This window comes from Mammaliicoccus sp. K-M42 (genome assembly GCF_022386375.1).
In the GTDB taxonomy this organism is placed as follows: Bacteria; Bacillota; Bacilli; order Staphylococcales; family Staphylococcaceae; genus Mammaliicoccus; species Mammaliicoccus fleurettii.
Genome location: NZ_JAJNIS010000010.1, coordinates 1 through 21,014, shown reverse-complemented (window position 1 = coordinate 21,014; position 21,014 = coordinate 1). Strand labels below are relative to the sequence as shown.

Below are 21,014 nucleotides of genomic sequence, written 5' to 3'. Positions count from 1 at the left end.
ATGCCTCCTAAAATCCTAGATTTAGTAACTTCTCTTGCGATAAATTCGAGTTATTTTGATGAGTAATTTTTTGAACATATTTAAATAATAAGTCCGTTTCTATATGTACCTCATCACCTTGTTTCTTGTTAACAAAAATAGTACGCTCTCTAGTCTCAGGTATTAAATGAATTTCAAACTTATGCTGATACAATTTAAAAATTGTTAAACTTATACCGTCTACCGTAATTGAACCTTTATCAATCATTTGACTTAATAATTGCGCATCAGTTGATATTTCAATTATCCATTCATCTTTTCTTTTAAAAATATGCTTTATAATACCTTTTCCATCTACATGACCACTTACGAAATGACCACCAAACCTTCCATTAGCTAACATCGCTCTTTCAAGATTTACTTTGTCATTTGTTTTTAAGTGTTCTAAATATGTGACATTGATTGTACCTGTAATAACTTCTACTTTAAAAATAGATGTCTGCTTTTCAGTAACAGTTAAACAAACACCATTTATCGCTACCGAATCACCAAGAGATAAATCATCAGTTATTTCAGGAGCCTCAATTGTTAAAGTCTTAACTCCACTTTGAGTGCTTGTATTCTTAATTACACCAACTGTTTCAATAATTCCTGTGAACATCTTGTCACTTCTTTCTTAAAATTATTTTAAGATCTCCACCAATGATTTCTGTTGATATAATTTTAAATAACTTACTATTGGATAAAGGATAAACATCATTGGTTTGATAATATTGATATTTTCCTTGACCACCAATCATTTTCGGGGCCTGATAAATAATTAATTGGTCTACTAAATCTTGTTCTATAAATTTACTTACTAATGTCGGACCTGCTTCTACCATGATTTGAGCATAACCTGCTTCATAAAGTTGATATAGAACATTTTTTAAATTTGATCCTTCTTTATTTACTATTTCGATGTTTTGATTTTCATTTACTTTGAAATGGTTAGAATCTGACATAACAATTACAGGATTGTTTTCATCCTTAAAAATCTTTAGTTCTTCATTAAAATCAGATTGTTGAGTTAAAATAATTCGTTTAGGGTCTTTTAATTCTTCGCTTCTAGTTGTTAACAATGGATCATCTTCACGCACTGTCATACCACCCGTAATAATGGCATCATGCTGACTTCTTAAGTTCAACACATCTTGTTTCACTTCTTTAGATGTAATCCATTTACTTTCTTTGGCATCAGTTGCAACTTTTCCATCCATACTTGTAGAAATTTTTAACGTTACAAATGGTAGTTTAGTGTTTTGTTGTTGAAAAAAACTATTATATAATGCTTGAGCTCTTTCAGAAGGCTCATGCGATACTTCAATTCCAGCTTCTTGTAACATTTCATGTCCACTATTTTTTAAAGATTGGTCTTTCACCGCATATACAACTGATTTAATGCCACTATCTATAATAGCTTTAGAGCATGGCGGTGTTAGCCCATAATGAGAACATGGTTCTAACGAAACGTAAATAGTAGCATCTTCTGCTTGAGTACCTGCCATCTTTAAAGCTTGAATTTCGGCATGAGACTCACCTTTTTTTAAATGTGCACCGAATCCGATAATTCTATTATTCTTAACGATTACAGCACCAACTGAAGGGTTTGTCCCAGTCTGACCTTGTAAACGGTCTGCTAAATCAATAGCAAATTCTAAATATTGATTCATTTAAGTTCCTCCTAAAATTAAAAAAACCACCAGAAAATTGAATTTTCGGTGGTTGGGAGTAAAAAATGTATCAAGAAATAAGCCTTTATTATTAAAGACATTAACATTTTAATATAACGAAATAAGCGTATAGAATACGCTGTCGTCTATTCTTTCTCCCATCCAGACTCTAACTGTCGGCTTCAGAATCACACTGAATCAGCCATAAACAAAAACTCATTTATGGGTCGCGGGCTTTATACCGCCGGTTGGGAATTTCACCCTGCCCCGAAAGAATATATTATTAAATTATATGCATCAGTAATCACTGATGTAGCCATTTTATACTATAATACTAAGAATTACAAATTAATATTCTTATAGATTTACTTCTTTTTGGATTGAACCTTTTTAGCTTTTTTTCTTTCTTCTAGTTCAATATACAAGTCTTTTACAGCTCGAACGGATTGATCAACTAATAATGAAACACCATTTACATCAAAATTCACACCAGTTGTTAATTGACCAATCACTTTTAAATTAGGCATTGTTCCAAACTTAGGACTAATAACTTCATTTGTATATGGAAGTACAAGAATACCTCCGAATGGATGAGCTGCTATGATTTGTTTGTTTTCTAGCCCTTTTATAAAATGTTCATCTTCAGTCAACTCAGATAAGTGTTTTTTAGGTCCTGTAGCATTAATTACATAATGATAACTGTCTTCATTTTCTACATTTTTATATTTTATTCTAAATTTACCGTAATATTTTCGTACATTTTCTAATCCTTCTTTAACGATAATATCACCGTTCTCAATCCAGTCAATTAACTGCTTTGCAGACGATTGTGGCATAGGATTAGCATTGCGTTTAAAGTGATGACCATATTTATCTAAAAATGCTTTCTTATCATCGATAGTCATAGCGTTCCAAAGTGGAATCATATGATGTTTAACTTCTTCAATAAAAGATTGAAAATGTCCAACTTCATCCTCATGTCTTAAGTCATATTTCATGTTATATACATTATCTTTTTTGAATCGATATAACATTTTCTGAAGGTTAATATTTTGATATTCACATTCTTTTTTAAATAATTTTTCTACATTTTTTAAAGGCACTACACCTTTATGTGATTTTTTGAATTTTTCAATTGCTTTATCATTTATATATTTCAAATCAATTTCATGTCTTATCCCTCTCACACTAGGAAATTGCGCATTTCTTGATGTTACAACTAAAGGCAAACGCTCATGATTTTCCATGACATATCTAATAACATCTACAGAACTTAGCCCAGTACCTATAATTGCTATATCATCATTTTGTTTCACATTACGTAAAGCTCGAGTAGTAGGATAAGGTGATTCAATATAACCTGATAATCCCGATAATTGATAAGGATCTTTATAAGGTAGCATACCAATTGTTAAAAATACATAATCATATTTTTGACAGACTGCTTCATCATCTTCTATATAGCAAACATCTATTTTATATTGTCCACGTTCATCTTTAATCTCTTCAACATAACAACTATCAACTTTATGCTTATGAACAAAAATATTATCATGTTTTTGTAGCAATTTATTTAAAATGGATTTCATATAATGACCAAATACTAATCTTGGTAAATATTTTGCTTTACCATAATCAAATTCGTCATTTTTCTTATACCATTTTTTAAAATCTTTCTCGTTTTGTGGATCTAGTGACATTTGATTAGCTGGTAAATTAATCAATAATCTATCACTATCATTTTGAAATGGTTTCCCCATTCCCATATCTTCAGCATTATCAAAAATATCTACCGTAATATTTTTGAATTTTTTATGCTTAGATAATTGATTAAGTGTACTGACGCCTGCTGTACCCATACCTATAATTGCAACTTTCAAATTAAACGCCTCCGTTTTTAATTTTGCATGATATGCAAAAATTTAGCATACTTTTAAAATCTATACTTTATCCCCATATTTTCTCTTTATATAAATTTATCATAATATGATTCTCAATTTGTCGCTTTCATTTAAATATTCCTTTTTTCTAATTCAGATAAACATAGAATTCATACTATCAGTACCTTTTATAAATATGCAACATATATGTTATAATTATGAATGTTAATATTTTGAATTTTGATAAAGGAGAAGTGTTATGTTATCTATAGAAGACTTAACTAAAGTTTATCGTGGCGGTAAAAAAGCAGTAGACAGTATCAATATGGAAATTGAAACTGGTGAATTTATAGCATTTATCGGTACTAGTGGTAGCGGGAAAACTACTGCATTAAGAATGATCAATCGTATGATAGAACCTACAAGTGGAACTATCATGTTAAATGGAAAAGATTTAAGCAAGATGAATCCAGTGAATTTGAGAAGGAATATTGGTTACGTAATCCAACAAATCGGATTAATGCCACATATGACAATACGTGAAAATATTGTTTTAGTTCCAAAATTACTTAAATGGACGAAGGAAGATAAAGAGAAAAAAGCTAAAGAACTTATTGAACTTGTCGACTTACCTGAGTCTTATTTAGATTTATACCCATCTCAATTATCTGGTGGACAACAACAACGTATTGGCGTTGTAAGAGCCTTAGCAGCTGATCAAGATATCATCTTAATGGATGAACCTTTCGGAGCATTAGACCCAATTACAAGAGATACACTTCAAGACCTAGTTAAAACATTACAACAAAAACTAGGAAAAACGATTATATTTGTAACACATGATATGGATGAAGCAATTAAATTAGCTGATAGAATTTGTATTATGTCTCAAGGTGAAATCATCCAATTTGATACACCGAACAATATATTAAAAAATCCAGCTAACGACTTTGTTCGTGAATTTATCGGACAAAACAGATTAATACAAGACAGACCTAACTTAAGAGTTGTAGATGACGCTATGAAGAGCCCAATTACTATAACTTCTGAAAAAACAATCGACGAAGCTGTAATTTTAATGAGAGATAGACGTGTCGATACTTTATTTGTTACTAATGATAAAGGAAAGCTTGTTGGTTATATAGATATAGAAGATATAAACGAAGGACATCGTAAAGGTGCAGATATTATTGATATTATGCATCGAGATATTTATACCGTAAAAACTGGTACAATGCTTCAAGATTCAGTACGTACTATATTAAAACGAAATGTTAGATTAATCCCTGTCGTAGATCATCAATATTACATAAAAGGTGTTATAACAAGAGCGAGTTTAGTTGATATCGTTTACGATTCAATTTGGGGATTATCTGAAGAAGAAGCACAAAAAAGTGATATAAAATAAGGAGTGAATAATAGTGATTGAATTTTTACAAGTTAATGGGAATGAACTTATCCAAAAAACACTAGAACACTTCTATATTTCATTATCTGCTCTATTATTAGCTATGATAGTAGCTATACCTCTAGGCATATTGTTAACAAGAACAAAAACAATTGCCAAAGTTGTATTGTCTATAGCCAGTGTTCTTCAAACAGTCCCTTCATTAGCAGTATTAGCTTTAATGATACCTTTCTTAGGTGTTGGTAAACTTCCTGCAATTCTTGCGCTTTTCATTTATATTTTATTACCTATTTTAAATAATACGTTTATAGGTATTAAAAACGTAGATAAAAATGTAAAAGCTGCAGGTTCAAGTATGGGTATGACTAGATTCCAAGAAATGTTTATGGTCGAATTACCATTAGCAATATCAGTCATAATGAGTGGCGTTCGATTATCTAGCGTTTATGCAATAAGCTGGGCAACATTAGCTAGTTTCATTGGTGCCGGTGGTTTAGGTGACTTTATATTTAATGGTTTAAACTTGTACCAACCAGATTTAATAATTGGTGGTGCGATAAGTGTTACATTAATCGCACTTATTATGGACTTTGTATTATCCAAAATAGAAAATTGGGTAACACCAAAAGGATTAAAAGTTTCAAGATAAGGAGGAAATTGAAACATGCATAGATATTTTAAATTGTTATTGCCAATCATGGCTTTATCTATCATTTTATCTGGATGTTCCCTACCCTTTCTTGGAGCTTCAGGTGATAAAAACTCAGTAAAAATTGGTATGCAAAATACAAGTGAATCTCAAATAATGGGACATATGGATAAACTTATGATTGAACATGAAGCAAAAAAAGATAACGTAGACGAAAAAAATATTCAGCTCATTAATAACTTAGGTTCATCTACAGTTACATTTAACGCACAGAATAATGGTGATGTTAATATTTCGAGTGCAAGATATACTGGTACTGACTTAACTGGCGCTTTAGGTAAAGACCCTATTACAGATCCAAAAAAAGCTTTGAAAGTAGTACGAGATGCATTTGATAAAGATTACAACCAAAAATGGTATGGTTCATATGGTTTTGAAAATACTTATGCCATGATGGTTACAAAAGAAACAGCAAAGAAATATAATCTAAAAAAAGTTTCAGATATGAAAAAAGTTGCAAACAAATTAGAAGCTGGTGTTGACTCATCTTGGATGAAACGACCAGGTGATGGTTATCCAGCATTTAAAGAAAAATACGGTTTCGACTTCAAAAAAACAAGACCTATGCAAATTGGTTTAGTGTATGATGCTCTAAATACAGGTAAAATGGATGTCGTATTAGGTTATACAACAGATGGACGTATAGCTAGTTATGATTTAGTTGTACTTGAAGATGATTTAGAATTTTTCCCACCTTATGATGCAAGTCCTTTGGTTTCAAAATCTTTATTAAAAGAAAAACCATATGTTGACCGTGCAATGAACAAATTAAAAGGAAAAATATCTACAGAACAAATGCAAAAATTAAACTACGAAGCAGACAACAATCTTAAAGAACCTGCTGTCGTTGCAGAAGAGTTTCTAGAAAAGAACAATTATTTTGATGATAAAAAGGATGGTGAGTAATAATGGCTGAAGGAAATGTATGGTCACAATTAGTAGATTATTATGCAACAAATGGCGGATATATATTTCAACTATTTCTAGATCATTTACTCATTTCTGTTTATGGTGTGCTATTTGCGGTTATAGTAGGTATACCAATTGGAATTTTTATTGCAAGATATTCCAAATTGTCAGGTTTCATTATTTCCATAGCTAACATCATTCAAACTATGCCAGCACTTGCACTTCTAGCAATTTTAATGCTTGTTATGGGACTTGGTGCTAACACTGTTGTTATGACAGTCTTCTTATATGCCCTGCTTCCAATTATTAAAAATACTTATACAGGTATTAAAAATGTAGATTCAGGTATTAAAGATGCAGGTAAAGGAATGGGAATGACTTCTAAACAAATTTTGACAATGGTTGAACTTCCACTCTCATTATCAGTAATGATTGGCGGAATTAGAATTGCATTCGTTATCGCAATTGGTGTTACAGCAATTGGTTCGTTTATTGGATCATCAACACTTGGTGATATCATAATCAGAGGAACTAATGCTACTGATGGTACTTCACTGATTCTTGCAGGTGCAATACCAACTGCTTTATTAGCTGTACTAAGTGATTTATTATTAGGTTATATCGAGAAAAGACTAGATCCAACTAAGAGAAAGCAAAAAGGACCACAACCTCAAACACTTTCGGAGTGATAAAAAATGAAATTTTTATTTAAAGTAATTACTGCTACAATTGTTATTTTCATACTTTCACCTAAGAAAAAACTTAAATAAATTTTATTAATACCAAAAGTAATTATATAAATCTTTGCTATTAATATTTGGTTAATGTTAATATTGTTTAAAATATAAAGGAGGAATTAGTATGAAATTCAGAGTATTAGGTAGTTTATTTTTATCTTCATCATTAATATTAGCGGCTTGTGGTAATGAATCTGATAGTTCAGATTCTGATACTAAATCAGAGAAAAAAGAAGAGAAAAAAAGTTCAAGTCAAGTAGTTAAAGACTTACAAAGCAATGCTAAAGACGTAAAAAGTTATCACACAGATAATGAAATTAAAGTATCTGCTAAAGACCAAGAAAGTCAAACTGTTAAAGTCGGCATGGATGTTGATGAAAAAGAAACAGCTAAATTAGCAATGGATCAAGCTGGTCAAAAAATGACAATTTACGTTCAAGGTAAAAAAATGATCGCAAAAGTTGATGACCAATGGGTAGACCTATCTTCTCAAGTAGAAGACATGAATATTGATAGCTCATTAGAACAACTTAATTATGAAAAATACGCTAAAACATTAAATTCCTTCAAAGATTCTAAAGCTAAAAAAGTTGACGATGGCTATGAACTTACATATGACATCAAAAACAAAGAAGATTTTACTAAGCTAGCAAATGCTTCAGGTAACAAAGACCAACTTAAACAATTCGAATCTGAAGTTGATAAAGTATCTGGTAAAGCAGTATTGAAAGTAAATAAAGATAACGAAATTGATTCATATAAATTAGATGCAAAATTAACTAAAGATGACGAAACAGCAAATATGGAAACAAACGTCACTTATGACAAAATAAATGAAGTTAAAGAAATTAAAATTCCAGATGAAGCTAAAGACGCTAAGAAAATAGAAGATTTACAAGGCGGTTCTTCAAGCTCGTCATCATCAAGTAGTTCAAACCAAGCTTCATAAGTTAATTTGATATAGTAAAAAGACCAACAAAGTTCAGACTTTGTTGGTCTTTTTTACTTCTCTAGAACTGCTTTTAACGTACCCCTTATCAGCAATTTTGCCTAGAACTGCTTTTAACGCACCCCTTATCAGCAATTTTACATGGAACTGCTTTTAATGAACACATTATCAGCAATTTTACCTAGAACTGCTTTTAACGCACCCCTTATCAGCAATTTTGCCTAGATCTGCTTTTAACGAACCTCTTATAAGCTTAACCGCCGAAAGAATGCGTATTTAAATAGATATTACCAACGATTTTGTAGTGCTGACGCCTGAGGGAATAGTATGCGTGAGAGACTACAGGCTCGAGCCATACCCCTTGGCAAGCATGCACATACAAAATCGCAAGATTTAAAAAATAGATATTTCCAACGATTTTGTAAAGTGCTGACACCTGAGGGAATAGTATGGGTGAGAGACTACAGGCTTGAACCATACCCCTAGGCAAGCATGCACGTACAAAATCGTAATATAAAAAATAAGCATATCACTGTAAAACTGAAACGATCAGTTAAGTGATATACTTATTTATTTTGAGTTAGGATTTATCCCCTAAGCACGCTTTATTTATTTTTTTGTTCTTCTTGTTTATCTAGCTTTTCGTCTAATGATTTTACTGACAAGGATTTGTCTGTATCTTTGTATTTATATACAATATAATACTTTCCTTCTGTCTTAAGTTCTTCATAAAAATCTGATATGATACGCGCATTACTTTGTGCCCATTTTATATCTGTTGCATATTGATGTACACCTGGTTTTTTAGGATTCCATCTCATGCTATATAATGTATTCTGGTCTGGATTGGATAAATAATGGTCATGAATGAACTTAGCTCCACCTGAAATAGCTTTTTGCGGAGTATCCCAATCTCGTTTTTTAGCATACCTTGCACCAGTACCTATTGGATCATTATCTAATGCACCTACACCATAAAAATTATAATATTTTTTGCCATCAGATTTTTCTTTAGACTTCGTGACTTTACCTTTATCTGTAAGTAATACACCATTCGCTAATTCACTGTGATGATTCCCAGTTTCTAAAATAGCATGAGATATTAAATACACTTCGTTCACATGCTCTTTTTTAGCTGCTTTTAGAAATTCAGTTGTATACTTTTCAAGTACTTCTTGTTCTCTTAGCATATGATGGATTCTTTTTTCTTCAATACCTTGATATTCAGATAAATTCAAGAATTGGTAAACTTGCTTTTCATCATTTAGTATTTCTTCAACATTCATTACTTCATGAATTTCACTTCTCGAAGCATTTTTCCAATTGCCTGACTCTGTTGCTACTTGCATTTTAGTATCATTTTTATATTGTTTATTTACTGCTTTACTTAAAGTTAATGGTACTTCTACATTATCTTCTTGTTTATCTACTTCATAAAACTTCAAATGATCTGAAATCAAATAATAAAACAGGCCAACAATAATTGATAAGACTAATAATAATACAACTACATTTTTAATTGTTTCTAGCCTGGCATTTTTCATCGTTTCACCTCAAAAATTTGTATACCTATACTTAATCATAATCTATTACCTAATTTTTACAATTTAAAAAAGTTCACTCTCTATATTCTATAGGATTAGACTATAATATTCAAAAATAAATATGTTACATTTTAATTACTATTATATTTTAAAAAAAAAAAGCAAACATTCTATGAAAGTATGTTTGCTTATTTATAAGGTGTGTAATCCATAAATATAAATGACATTGCTGCTGATCTATTTTTATAGTTGTAATGACTAAGATTAATTGTTCCCTCTTCTTCGCCGTTTCTATAATTCATAAATCTATTCACGTTATTAATCATAACAAAATCAGCATTATCTCTTATATTATTCAATTCATTATTTCGTGCAAAAAAATGTTCTAAATTTAGATGTTCGTAATCCATATGATGAGCCTCCTAATCTTTGCCCCCAATAAAACATATGTCCATATATATCCAAATATACACGTTTATAAGGTAATTGTAAATCTTTTAAATCTTTATTTCTCACCTATTTTTTTAATGAATTCTTCACTTTAATGTGCATTTTTTATGATATTAATTATATCTTTTTCAACTAATGCTAATTTACTTTAATTATTTCACTAATTACAAATTTTAAAGCTATTTTATTTTAATTTACAATACTTTTATCCGGAAATAAATCTGTGTGCATGCCCACTGCAAAGGACAACATGGAAGATTATAACTTTAACTCTTATTACTTAAAATACGAAAAAATGATTCATCATTTACTACACCGTTACAATATAAAATATTGCTATGATGATTATTTCCAACTCTTGCTTATAAAGCTATGGGATTTATTAAAAACGTTTGATAAATCAAAAACAAATACGATGGATAAATATATCTATACTAAATTAAAGTTCTATTTAATTGATTGTATAAGAAAAAACAGCAAAGAAATGAACCGCTTCATACCTACTTCTCATGATATGATGTTAGATCAAAGTTTTGTTGAACATTATAATTGTGAAATGTATAGCATGCTTGAAATTTTATCACCAGAGGAACTATTGTGGTTTAAACTAACGTTACAAGGATTTTCAACTCAAGAGATTGCAATTCATTTCAATAAAAGTGAATCGACAATCAAGTATTATAGAAAGAACGCTAGAAATAAGTTGAAATGTCATTTTTTATTTTAGGTACAATGATATGTCATCACAATACAATCAATAACTTTCCATTATTAGTATTATCACTAATAGAGGTGACTTAACAATGATGAATATCAACCCAAATATGACAGTCATTCAACACTCAAAAAATCCTAAATATAAATACCAAATCGAATATATAGATCATTCAATTTTAAATACGAATCTTTCTATTCATTTACTTTTAAACGATGCATTAAAAATTGAGGGTGCGAATATGAAATCAAGAGAACAATATGCAAAACATATACTCAAAATTTCAAAACTCATCCCTGTTATTATTTATGCATCTCAAGATTTTGTTCTTTTTCCAACGAGTGCTAAAAATCATATTAATTATATGATGATAAATAGTAAGCATATTACTAATATTGAAGCGTACAAATGTTATACAAGACTCTTATTTAATAATGACACCTCAAAAATTATAAAACATGATTTTCATACCATAACTAAGAAAATGGGAGAATCATTAAGGCTCATACAATATCAAAAACATCACATATTCAAGCAATAAATTTATATACAAAAAACAGCCAGATAATGAATGTTTCATTGTCTGGCTGCTTTTTATTGTTCGTTATGTGTTAGTTTACTGCTTACACCTGATAACAATGCTTGATATGCACTGTTAAAGAAAGTAAGTAACACTTCATCTCTTCTTATGATGCTTTGTAAATCTTCTTCATATATTAAGAAGCTACCATCTTTACCATTATATTCTGCATAAGAAGGCTCTACTTGTTTTAAGTTAATTTTATCTTGCTTAAATGGATTAATCTTTATAATATAATAAGGAGATTCTCTATATTTATCTCCAAAATAATAGCATAAAGAAACTGTATAATCTTGATTACCTTCTATATAAAATATAGACGTGATATCAAATTTATCCCAAAACAACCCTGTTTTAACATCTTTAATATTTCTTGAATGTAAAAATTGGTAATGGTCATACTGAGCTTGTTGCATAAGTCTTAATGCATGATATGCTGTTTTAGGATTAAATACGCGTTCTTTATCATCCTGATCCAATGTTTTTTCATAAGGAATATTATATGGTTTCGTATTAATTTTAATATTTATTCCGTTGTCAGACAGTGTATCAAATACAAAATCGTAATATTCTTTAATAGTTTGTCCAGATTCTAAAATAATAGATTCTTCTTTTCCATCTATTATAATGATTAATAGCTGATCTAATAAGTCTAAATTGATTTCAAACTCATGCCCATCTTTTTTTAATACGCTTGTAGATAACCCTACTTGATTAACGGTTAACATCACGTGTTTATATAACGGTTCAGGTTCTTTTACAGCTAAACAACATTTCCCCATTATTTGTGCTATATACCTAATCGTAGCACGTGTATCACGCCATTCATCAAAATATAACAAGCTCATCTACGACACCCCCTAGTTAATCTACATTAAATCTTTAAACCTTCTAGCTATAAGTAAACGCCTTGTAAAATAAGCATTAACCCATTTAATTCCTTTGTATCCAATGAAAAATAAAATGATACCAATTACAAGATATAGTAATTGCAAAGTCAGTGCAGTACTTATTGGTTTAGTAAAGTATAAAGTAAATGTCCCTAACACTAACAATGCAGCAGTAATGAGAATACCTGCCATAAGTACGTTGCCAAATAGCAATCCACCTAAAGTGAATACTTTATAAAAGCTACTTGGTGGTGATGCTTTTTCTATTATTTCATCTTCTACAAAATGATTTACAAACTTACTAGGTTTACCATACTTTTCAAGTAAACGTTCTTCTCCATTAACATTTAACTTTTCTTTAGCTATATTTTTTTCTTTTTTATTTATAAACCATAATTTTTTATAAACAATGGATTTGTATTGTTCATTATTCATTGTACACCTCTAAAAAGTCATTAATATTATAATTATAACATTAAATAAAGTAAGCGTTGTTAAATTTTTAGAAATCAGACTATGAAGGGAATTATATAATGTTTACATTTGAAGTGAATCAAATTCATAATGAGGATATATATATATTTATAATTATGAGCATTTATCAATAATTTACGTAGCAGATGGAGAAATTCAAGTGTTCTATCACTCATTAAACAAAATATCTCATTTTAAAAAAGGTTTTTGTTGTATCGTACCTTTTGATGAATATAGTTATATCAATGCTTTATCTGGTTCTGTAATTATTCTCACATTAAATTATTTTCTGATTTTAACGTTGGCAAATAATATTTACCCTCGTTTATTATCAATAGATTATTCTAAACTATCTCATTTAAAAAATGACGCTACAACAAAAAAACATCTACACCTTTTAGCTCAACAATCACCTTTTAATGCCTCAAGTTTAAACACTCAAATTTCATTTAGTATTATTACGATATTAAATATTTTGTCAAAAAGTATAAATGAAGTTATGGATTTAACAGAACAAAAATTAAAACCTAAAAATATTCATTGTTGCTATCACAAAGACTCTATGATTGTTAGACTATTTGAGGCTTCAGTTGAATTACTTAATAATCCACAAAAATCAATTGCACATATCGCAATTGATTATGGTTTCTGTGATCAAGCTCATTTTACAAAATTATTTAAAAAGCATCGAAATATGACACCTCATACATTTAGACAACAGTATGCTTTCTATAAATAGAGGTCTATAATTTCTTTTGCTTCTATATCTTTATTTAATATCTTTAAATCATCAAAATTCAAATCTTCTGTTATTTCATGTGTAATGACAATCACATCCATACCAGCATCAATAGCCGCTTGTGCCCCATTTGTTGTATCTTCAATTGCTAAGCATTTATTTGGTTTAACTTGAAGATCATGTGCTGCTTGAATATATAATTCTGGATTTGGTTTTACAAATGCAACATCTTCACGCCCTTTTACAACATCAATATATTCATCTAATTCTAACCTTAAAACGTTTGGCATAATATGTTCTTTATAACTACTTGTTGCTATCCCCATTTTCAAATGGTTTTTATGTCCATATTCAATCAAGTCTTTAACAACTGGTTTCATAGATAGTGATTTTGTTCCTTCATAATGATCTTTAAACATTTCTTCTAAAGCTAACTCAGAACCTAGTGCATTTAGGATTTTATTATCTAATTCTTTAGAAACAGAACCTATAGAACTTTTGTATTCTTCTAAACTTATTGGTTCGTTATTTTTATTAATAATATGTTTATTTAAAGTGTTAAATAAGTTTATTTCTGTATCTATAATTGTGCCGTCAAAATCAAATATAATTGCTTCGTACATATTCTTCACTCCGTTCTAAAAAATAAAGAGGCTGAGACGATTAAATTGTCCAGCCTTTTATAATAATTATAATTCTTCTGATTTAAGTGTCAATTCTAAACGATCGATAATATTTTCTAATTGGATTAGACTAAGCGCTTTATCTTTCGCTATTTGCTCTCTATTTGAAGCAAGAAATTGCACTATGACTTGTAATGGAATTATTGCAGCCTCTTGAGTTCCATCATTATCAATTATAAACAAACCATCTGATTTGCTTAAGTTTAGTTCGTTTTGTTTTTCTGTGGGTAAATCATTTTTAAAATATACTGCACCATGTGGGAAAACTTTATGTTTTCTCTCTTCTAAACTTGTTACAGCTTCATGGAAATTTTCTTGATTCAAACCATTATAGAATTGTTTAATTATTTGTTTACGATCTTTTTTATCGTTGTATAATTTTAAATTACTTAACATACTCACTCACCTCATCCTGTTTCATCAATTTTAACATTTTATACTGAATTTTTTGAGTATTTTAATATTACATTTTCAAGTCATTTATTACATATTTATCCTATTTTCACCAAAGGTTCATAATTAACTTATATATCTTATTGTAATTCAATATAAAAAATTATACCTTTAAATTGTTACATTATTAATTTGAAATTGAGGTTTAAATTATGCATAAAATTTTTAGTCCTATAAGAAGATTACATTTTTACGCTGCTTTCTTTATTACACCATTATTATTAACACTCTCTCTTACAGGTATTGGTTATTTATTTTATACAAATGTAGAAAATAATATTTACCAAGATGAGTTCTTTTCAGATAGTCATACTAAAGGACATCAATCATTAGATGATGCTATACAAGAGATAAGAGATGTATACAAAGGCTATGAAATACAAAAAATAAGTATTATGGACGAGCCATATAATAATAGAGTAACTATTGGAAATGAAGATGGTGAATCAAGATACATATTCTTAGATGAACATAACCAAAGAGTTGCTAATCAAAATGCAAAATTTACATATTCTAATGTGTTAAGAGAAACACATAGTTCACTTATGGTTGGAGGAAGTTTTGTAAATTACTTAGTAGAGTTAGCAGCATGTTGGACAATATTCATGATTATATCCGGCGTGTATTTAACTTTTAAATCTAACGTATTGAAAAAAACAAAAAAGAAAACTTCATTTCTATTTAATAGACGAATACATGCCATAATAGGATTGATTATAGCTATTCCTATTTTTATCATCGTCTTAACAGGATTACCTTGGTCAGCATTTATGGGGAAACAGATAAATCAGTTTGCTGAAGAACATCCTAAATTAGGTTATTCAGCGTTAAAAGCTACGCCACCTGAATCTGAAGATAATGAACTACCTTGGGCAACAAGAAATAAAGAAAAACCATCATCAAAAAAAGATCCACATGCAGATCATCATGGAGCAACTAGCAGTGTAATAGGAGCAGAAGGACAGCAAAGTCTTGAAAGTATTATATCACAAGCTGAAAATGCTAAAGTAAAAAAACCATTTTCAATCGTGTATCCAGCAGAAGATAAAGGTGTGTTTACAGTTTCTAAAAGCAGTAATACTGGAGTGACTGGTTTAGACGTTGCACCTAAAGAAGAAACAACAGCATACTTCGATCAATACTCTGGAAAACGCTTAGGTCAAGTAGACTACGAAGATTATGGAATCGTCGGCAAATGGTTTAGCTTTGGTATACCATTACATGAAGGACATTTATTTGGTACTGCTAATAAAATTATTAATTTAATAGTATGTCTAACATTTATTGCAGGAATTATATTTGGATTCCTGACATGGATGAAACGAAAAAATGCCAGCTCATTCAGTGCACCACCACAATTGAAAGGCAGCATACCATATGGTCTAATAGCGTTTTTAATAGTTTTAGGAATCATAATGCCTTTATTTGGAGCGTCACTAATAGTCGTCGGTATTGTTGAATACTTTATCTGGAAAAAGCAAAAGAAAATTTCTCAAAAATAAGAAATTAAATATAGAAAAATGCCTACAAAGCTCAAACTTTGTAGGCATTCATTTTATGGATTTAAAAATCATCATTAAATGAAGATTAGTTTTAGTTATTACTTTCATCATAATCACTACATACCGCTTCTAACAAATTTTTCAAATCATTATCGTCCATATCATCTGGAACACGTACTTTAATTAAATGATTTTGATCTGTTATCACATGAAAATAATGATGATCATTTTCAAAGCCTTTACCTAGTATTTGCATGAATAACATCCCCTTTAGATATTTTCAATACCAATACTTTTATATTATCATACTTATTTATATTAAAATGAAATTAAATTACAAATATATTATTTTAAAAATTTGGTTCAGCATGTACATATGAAGAATAAACACCTGCTTCACGCAATTGATTTTCGACTAAATCACATATATCATGGGCTTCATCGAGTGTTAAATTTTTATCTACAACGATTGTTACATCTAAAAATACACTATTCCCATGATATCTTCCTTTTATGGATGGAATACCAATTACACCTGGGATATCTTCAATTTCTTCTATATAATTATTTAAATCTTGTTCATGAAAGCCGTCGCTTAACGTAAAAATAGATTCTTTGAATATTGTAAAACCTGTATAAACAATAATGGCTCCTAGTATAACTGCTAAAATTACATCGACTATTGGAAATCCAAATTGAGTAAATATTAGCCCTATTCCTGTTCCAATACTGACTATTGCATCTGATAAATTATCTTTAGCAGCAGAATTTAATGAAGTACTTTTTGTTTTTTTAGATAATTTTGAGTTAAACAAATATACGCAAAACATAATAACACCACTCAACATACTTACCCAAATTGTTAATGTACTTGGCTCACTATAATCACCCTGTATTATTTTAGGGATATTAGTAGATATAACTTCAATACCTACGAACATGATGATGAATGATACGATTAACGTTGTAATGTTTTCAGTTTTCATATGTCCATAAGGATGGTTTTTATCTGCAGGCTTGATTGAAATTTTCAAACCTATAATAACTGCAACTGAAACAAAAATATCTGTTAAATTATTTAAACTATCCGCTCTTAATGCTGATGAATTATAAGTTGTACCTACAAAGTATTTTAAAATTGATAAAATTATATAAGTTACTAAACTTATATATGCCCCTCTTTGTGCAATTCTCAAATTGTTAGCCATATTCAACACTCCATTTTTTCACTGAAGTTTGATTATATAACAAAATTTAATACAAAGTAATGAATTAGTTATAGTAAAATAATATAAATTATTTTGCTTATTTATGTTTTAGGTATACCTATTTTAAAAAATCAAAAATAAAAAAACAAGCCACTAAAAGTGACTTGCTTTTAAATCTCTTGATTAAAGAATGCTTAATCCACTTGCTTTAATATCTTTAGCGAATCCTTTTACAGTATCCACTGATAATTCATTAACATCTCTACCAATGTTTGGTACTTTTGCTACTACGTCTTTTGGACAAGTGATGATATCTACACCGATTTCATCAGCTTGGACTACATTGAATAATTCTCTACAACTAGCCCATAGCAATTTAACGCCTTCTTTACTGTGACAAACTTTTTCTGATTCTTTCATTAACGGTAATGGATCTACACCTGTGTCTGCAATTCTACCAGCAAATACTGATACGTACGTTTCAACACCTGGTTTAATTACATCTACTATTTCTTTTACTTGCTCTATTGTATAAACAGCTGTTACGTTTACTTTTACGTTATTTTCAGAAAGCTGTTTAATGAGTGGAATCATTGATTCACCTTGAGTATTTACAACTGGGATTTTAACGAATACATTTTCACCATATTGTTTTAATATTTCAGCTTCTTTAGCCATTGTTTCTATATCATCTGCAAATACTTCAAATGATATTGAAGCATCTGGAATTGCTTTAACTACTTCTTCAGCAAATGTTTTATAATCTGTAACACCAGCTTTTTTCATTAAACTAGGATTAGTTGTAAAACCGTCTACTTCTTTATTCTTATACGCTTGCTTCATTTCCTCGATGTCTGCACCATCTGCAAATACCTCTACTTTAAGATTACTCATGAAATTCATTCCTTTCTAACTTATGTGAATTTATCGTACCACATTTTGCAATCGCTTACTAAGTTATTTGATTTAAATAACATTTTTTGAGTTATTATAAATGTTTTTTAAGTCGTTTTATGTCATAATTAGCATAAATATAAATTTAAAAATAATTGTAAGTAATATAAAACCAATTACTTAGGTGGTGTATTTTGATGGCTGAGAACTTAGAAACTATTAAACACTTCAAGCTATATACAACTGGATCCTTTTTAGGTGACGAAGCAGTCATCAATAGTAGTAATAAAAGTCTAGTTGAACGGTACTATATCTTCTCATATTATTTAGAGATAAATGATTTTAAAATATTAATAAATACTGGCTTTTCTGAACATGTTAAACCAAGTACAGACTTAAAAACTTTAAAGCTTTTTCATAGACAAGACTACAAAATATTCGAAACCTTGCCTAGTCAATTATTAAAGGATCATGTGCACCCTGATGAAATAGATTATTGCATAATTACTAACTTTGCTAGCCACCATATTGGCTATTTAAATGCTTTTAAAAATGCTACTATCATTACTTCAAACGAAGCTTACCATGACTTCATTACTCAACAAGTATCTAATAATAATCTTCAATTAAGTTTTCACGTAATGCCTGATGATTTTAAAGAACGCATTGAATTTATAGAAGACTTTGTACAGACTGAACATCCTATTTTAGGCAAAGGTTATAAAGTCTTTAATCAAGATGCAATTGTTAGTTACAATCTACCAGGTGCAATGCCAGGACAGTTCGGATTAATGCTGGAGTTTTCAAATTTAATTATTTTTATGTGTAGTGATGCTGCTTGGTGTCGCTCAAATATTGAAAAAAATGTTTTACCAACTAAAAGATTATTGCGTAATGCTTATAACGGTGAACTTTTCATTGAAACTCACTCTAAGTTAATAGATTTAAAAAAAGAGATGGAGCCACCGTTTTTCATTATCCCTAGTCACTGTAAAAAGATGGATGATTTTCAAGAAGTAATGCAATTATTAGATGCAATAAAATAACTTGTATGTTAATATTGACGATTATATGGAATTTTTGGAGGGCATCATGGATAAAGCTAAACGCTATTTTTATATATCAGTTGTACTCATAATTATAAGCTTATTTTTAAGTGCGCAGAATCCACTTATTGAAACAATGTTTGGATCTTTAGTTTCACTTGTGTTAATAAGTAGTATTTTAAACGGTATTTTGATACTTATTGCAGTTATTACTACTGATAAGTCAATAAAGCATCAAACTGATGAACACAAAACAATTTCTAAATTAAATAAACTATTACCAATTGTTCTATTCATCGTCATTATTTATCACATTGTCGTTATAATTAAATTCTTTGGAATAATTTAAGAGAAACATTATGTTTCTCTTTTTTTAATGAGGAGGTTTATATGAATTATTTAGCTATATTTATAGGCGGTGCTTTCGGTGGAGGTTTAAGGTATTTAGCATCATTGGTCATTTCAAATACTACATTCCCCTTCTCAACTCTACTTATAAATGTAATCGGTGCTTTTCTAATGGGTATTTGTTCAACTTACTTTATAAATTATTTTAAAGCACATCCAAATATCAAAAAAATGATAACAACTGGATTTATTGGCGCTTTCACTACATATTCTTCACTCAGTTTAGATACTGTCGTTTTATTAGAAAATGGTCATTTTCTATTGGCCAGTCTATATTTAATCACTAGCATGTTACTTGGATTTATCTTTATAGCACTAGGTTATAAGAAAGGATCAAAACATTCATGACACTTATATACATTATGATAAGTTCAGGTATTGGCGCAGTATGTAGACAGTTTGTTAATGTTACGCTTACTAAATATTTTGCCTATTCATTTCCTATAGCAACTTTAGTCGTTAACATTCTTGGTAGTTTAATGATAGGTTTTGTTGCACAGTATTTAAATTCAAGCTCATTAAGTTATGCAATAATTGCGTTAGGATTTTGTGGAGGATTCACTACTTTTTCAACACATATTTTAGAAATTTATGAACAATATTTATTAAAATCATATAAAAAGCTTATAATCTATTTATTATTAACAATTATACTTTCGATTGGTTCTTGTTATTTAGGCTATCATATTTAAATACAATCTTACGATTTTGTTCGTGCATGCTTGCCTACCTTTTTATACAATCTTACGATTTTGTACGTGCATGCTTGCCTAGGGGTATGGCTCGAGCCTGTAGTCTCTCACTCATACTATTCCCTCAGGCGTCCGCACTTACAAAATCGTTGCAAATATTTATTTTATATAGAAAACAGGTTTTTCTAAGAGTTAGCTAAATGATTATCATTAAAATGCTAGGACATTTATGTCAAAGGCAATTAATCTTAAGTGTCTATATTTACATAAGTTGAGAAAAGTGTAAGCAAGGGTATCCATATTCACATAAGTGGAAAGACGTGTAAATAAGGATACCTATGTTAACACAAGTCAGTAGAAGTGTTGGACCGTCTACACTTAATTGGACAACTTCTTTAAAGAGAAGTATTGTTAAAATTAAGAAAGTAGGTGGTCTTTTTATGAGAAGAGAGC

25 protein-coding genes and 1 riboswitch are annotated in these 21,014 nt (G+C 29.6%); of the genes, 13 read left to right on the top strand and 12 right to left on the bottom strand.

From position 1 onward, the window contains the following. Positions 1 to 7 precede the first annotated feature (7 nt). The 3 genes from LQ668_RS07205 to LQ668_RS07195 form a co-directional block, all read right to left on the bottom strand. Positions 8 to 640, bottom strand: coding sequence for a riboflavin synthase (locus LQ668_RS07205; protein ID WP_107509647.1), 633 nt, complete (start codon positions 638 to 640; stop codon positions 8 to 10). Positions 641 to 644: 4 nt separating this feature from the next. Continuing rightward, positions 645 to 1,691, bottom strand: a complete 1,047-nt coding sequence (ribD, locus tag LQ668_RS07200) for a bifunctional diaminohydroxyphosphoribosylaminopyrimidine deaminase/5-amino-6-(5-phosphoribosylamino)uracil reductase RibD (RefSeq protein ID WP_078357577.1) — start codon at positions 1,689 to 1,691, stop codon at positions 645 to 647. A gap of 146 nt (positions 1,692 to 1,837) precedes the next feature. Further along, positions 1,838 to 1,970, bottom strand: a riboswitch (FMN riboswitch). A gap of 86 nt (positions 1,971 to 2,056) precedes the next feature. After that, positions 2,057 to 3,571 carry an FAD/NAD(P)-binding protein gene (locus tag LQ668_RS07195; protein WP_107509648.1) on the bottom strand — a complete coding sequence of 505 codons (1,515 nt, stop codon included), beginning with the start codon at positions 3,569 to 3,571 and terminating at the stop codon, positions 2,057 to 2,059. Positions 3,572 to 3,830: 259 nt separating this feature from the next. On the opposite strand from LQ668_RS07195, the gene LQ668_RS07190 reads away from it, so the two are divergent. The 5 genes from LQ668_RS07190 to LQ668_RS07170 all read left to right on the top strand — a co-directional run bounded on the left by LQ668_RS07190 (position 3,831) and on the right by LQ668_RS07170 (position 8,283). Further along, positions 3,831 to 4,979 (top strand): betaine/proline/choline family ABC transporter ATP-binding protein, encoded by a 1,149-nt coding sequence (locus LQ668_RS07190; RefSeq protein ID WP_078357579.1) that lies wholly within the window; start codon positions 3,831 to 3,833, stop codon positions 4,977 to 4,979. Between the two features lie 13 nt (positions 4,980 to 4,992). Further along, positions 4,993 to 5,628 carry an ABC transporter permease gene (locus tag LQ668_RS07185; RefSeq protein ID WP_107509649.1) on the top strand — a complete coding sequence of 212 codons (636 nt, stop codon included), beginning with the start codon at positions 4,993 to 4,995 and terminating at the stop codon, positions 5,626 to 5,628. Positions 5,629 to 5,643: 15 nt separating this feature from the next. Further along, on the top strand, positions 5,644 to 6,594 hold the full coding sequence (locus LQ668_RS07180; RefSeq protein WP_107509650.1) for an osmoprotectant ABC transporter substrate-binding protein: 951 nt from the start codon (positions 5,644 to 5,646) through the stop codon (positions 6,592 to 6,594). Positions 6,595 to 6,596: 2 nt separating this feature from the next. Further along, positions 6,597 to 7,286, top strand: coding sequence for an ABC transporter permease (locus tag LQ668_RS07175; protein WP_078357582.1), 690 nt, complete (start codon positions 6,597 to 6,599; stop codon positions 7,284 to 7,286). A gap of 172 nt (positions 7,287 to 7,458) precedes the next feature. Next, positions 7,459 to 8,283, top strand: coding sequence for a DUF6612 family protein (locus LQ668_RS07170; protein WP_107509651.1), 825 nt, complete (start codon positions 7,459 to 7,461; stop codon positions 8,281 to 8,283). Positions 8,284 to 8,888: 605 nt separating this feature from the next. On the opposite strand, the gene sagB is transcribed toward LQ668_RS07170, so the two are convergent. After that, positions 8,889 to 9,827 carry a peptidoglycan release complex glucosaminidase SagB gene (gene sagB, locus LQ668_RS07165; protein WP_078357584.1) on the bottom strand — a complete coding sequence of 313 codons (939 nt, stop codon included), beginning with the start codon at positions 9,825 to 9,827 and terminating at the stop codon, positions 8,889 to 8,891. 188 nt (positions 9,828 to 10,015) lie between these two features. Beyond that, positions 10,016 to 10,237 carry a hypothetical protein gene (locus LQ668_RS07160; RefSeq protein WP_017000846.1) on the bottom strand — a complete coding sequence of 74 codons (222 nt, stop codon included), beginning with the start codon at positions 10,235 to 10,237 and terminating at the stop codon, positions 10,016 to 10,018. Positions 10,238 to 10,527: 290 nt separating this feature from the next. Between LQ668_RS07160 and LQ668_RS07155 the strand changes: the two genes are divergently transcribed. Beyond that, complete coding sequence (locus LQ668_RS07155; protein ID WP_203153738.1) at positions 10,528 to 11,004, top strand: sigma-70 family RNA polymerase sigma factor; 477 nt, start codon at positions 10,528 to 10,530, stop codon at positions 11,002 to 11,004. Positions 11,005 to 11,080: 76 nt separating this feature from the next. Next, positions 11,081 to 11,533, top strand: coding sequence for a competence protein ComK (locus tag LQ668_RS07150; RefSeq protein WP_239749626.1), 453 nt, complete (start codon positions 11,081 to 11,083; stop codon positions 11,531 to 11,533). A gap of 53 nt (positions 11,534 to 11,586) precedes the next feature. On the opposite strand, the gene LQ668_RS07145 is transcribed toward LQ668_RS07150, so the two are convergent. Next, positions 11,587 to 12,420, bottom strand: a complete 834-nt coding sequence (locus LQ668_RS07145) for a DUF5996 family protein (RefSeq protein WP_078357586.1) — start codon at positions 12,418 to 12,420, stop codon at positions 11,587 to 11,589. 21 nt (positions 12,421 to 12,441) lie between these two features. After that, positions 12,442 to 12,897, bottom strand: coding sequence for a hypothetical protein (locus LQ668_RS07140; protein WP_078357587.1), 456 nt, complete (start codon positions 12,895 to 12,897; stop codon positions 12,442 to 12,444). Between the two features lie 199 nt (positions 12,898 to 13,096). Here LQ668_RS07140 and LQ668_RS12440 point away from each other — a divergent pair, with 199 nt between their 5' ends. Beyond that, on the top strand, positions 13,097 to 13,675 hold the full coding sequence (locus LQ668_RS12440) for a helix-turn-helix domain-containing protein (protein ID WP_239775954.1): 579 nt from the start codon (positions 13,097 to 13,099) through the stop codon (positions 13,673 to 13,675). Here the strand turns inward: LQ668_RS12440 and LQ668_RS07130 are convergent. Continuing rightward, positions 13,666 to 14,298 (bottom strand): HAD-IA family hydrolase, encoded by a 633-nt coding sequence (locus LQ668_RS07130; RefSeq protein ID WP_078357589.1) that lies wholly within the window; start codon positions 14,296 to 14,298, stop codon positions 13,666 to 13,668. The two genes, LQ668_RS12440 and LQ668_RS07130, sit on opposite strands and share 10 nt — an antisense overlap. 66 nt (positions 14,299 to 14,364) lie before the next feature. Continuing rightward, a complete protein-coding gene (locus LQ668_RS07125) occupies positions 14,365 to 14,754 on the bottom strand; it encodes a hypothetical protein (protein ID WP_198644275.1) in 390 nt (129 codons plus the stop codon). 209 nt (positions 14,755 to 14,963) lie between these two features. Between LQ668_RS07125 and LQ668_RS07120 the strand changes: the two genes are divergently transcribed. Continuing rightward, positions 14,964 to 16,313: a PepSY-associated TM helix domain-containing protein gene (locus LQ668_RS07120; RefSeq protein ID WP_107510161.1), complete on the top strand. Its 1,350-nt coding sequence runs from the start codon at positions 14,964 to 14,966 to the stop codon at positions 16,311 to 16,313. Between the two features lie 91 nt (positions 16,314 to 16,404). Here LQ668_RS07120 and LQ668_RS07115 read toward each other — a convergent pair whose 3' ends face one another. The 3 genes from LQ668_RS07115 to LQ668_RS07105 all read right to left on the bottom strand — a co-directional run bounded on the left by LQ668_RS07115 (position 16,405) and on the right by LQ668_RS07105 (position 18,415). Continuing rightward, positions 16,405 to 16,569: a hypothetical protein gene (locus LQ668_RS07115; RefSeq protein ID WP_170167665.1), complete on the bottom strand. Its 165-nt coding sequence runs from the start codon at positions 16,567 to 16,569 to the stop codon at positions 16,405 to 16,407. A 94-nt stretch (positions 16,570 to 16,663) separates the two neighbouring features. Further along, positions 16,664 to 17,527: a cation diffusion facilitator family transporter gene (locus LQ668_RS07110; RefSeq protein WP_107510162.1), complete on the bottom strand. Its 864-nt coding sequence runs from the start codon at positions 17,525 to 17,527 to the stop codon at positions 16,664 to 16,666. 177 nt (positions 17,528 to 17,704) lie between these two features. Then, complete coding sequence (locus tag LQ668_RS07105) at positions 17,705 to 18,415, bottom strand: transaldolase (RefSeq protein WP_107510163.1); 711 nt, start codon at positions 18,413 to 18,415, stop codon at positions 17,705 to 17,707. 197 nt (positions 18,416 to 18,612) lie between these two features. Here LQ668_RS07105 and LQ668_RS07100 point away from each other — a divergent pair, with 197 nt between their 5' ends. From LQ668_RS07100 to LQ668_RS07085, 4 genes are read left to right on the top strand one after another with little or no spacing between them, the layout of a single operon-like run. Then, on the top strand, positions 18,613 to 19,461 hold the full coding sequence (locus LQ668_RS07100; RefSeq protein WP_078357593.1) for an MBL fold metallo-hydrolase: 849 nt from the start codon (positions 18,613 to 18,615) through the stop codon (positions 19,459 to 19,461). Positions 19,462 to 19,507: 46 nt separating this feature from the next. Then, entirely contained in the window at positions 19,508 to 19,810 is a 303-nt protein-coding gene (locus tag LQ668_RS07095) for a hypothetical protein (protein ID WP_078357594.1), read from the top strand. A gap of 41 nt (positions 19,811 to 19,851) precedes the next feature. After that, positions 19,852 to 20,217 carry a fluoride efflux transporter CrcB gene (gene crcB / locus LQ668_RS07090; RefSeq protein ID WP_078357595.1) on the top strand — a complete coding sequence of 122 codons (366 nt, stop codon included), beginning with the start codon at positions 19,852 to 19,854 and terminating at the stop codon, positions 20,215 to 20,217. Then, complete coding sequence (locus LQ668_RS07085; protein WP_078357596.1) at positions 20,214 to 20,561, top strand: fluoride efflux transporter FluC; 348 nt, start codon at positions 20,214 to 20,216, stop codon at positions 20,559 to 20,561. The genes crcB and LQ668_RS07085 overlap by 4 nt, the downstream gene beginning before the upstream one ends. Positions 20,562 to 21,014 lie beyond the last annotated feature (453 nt).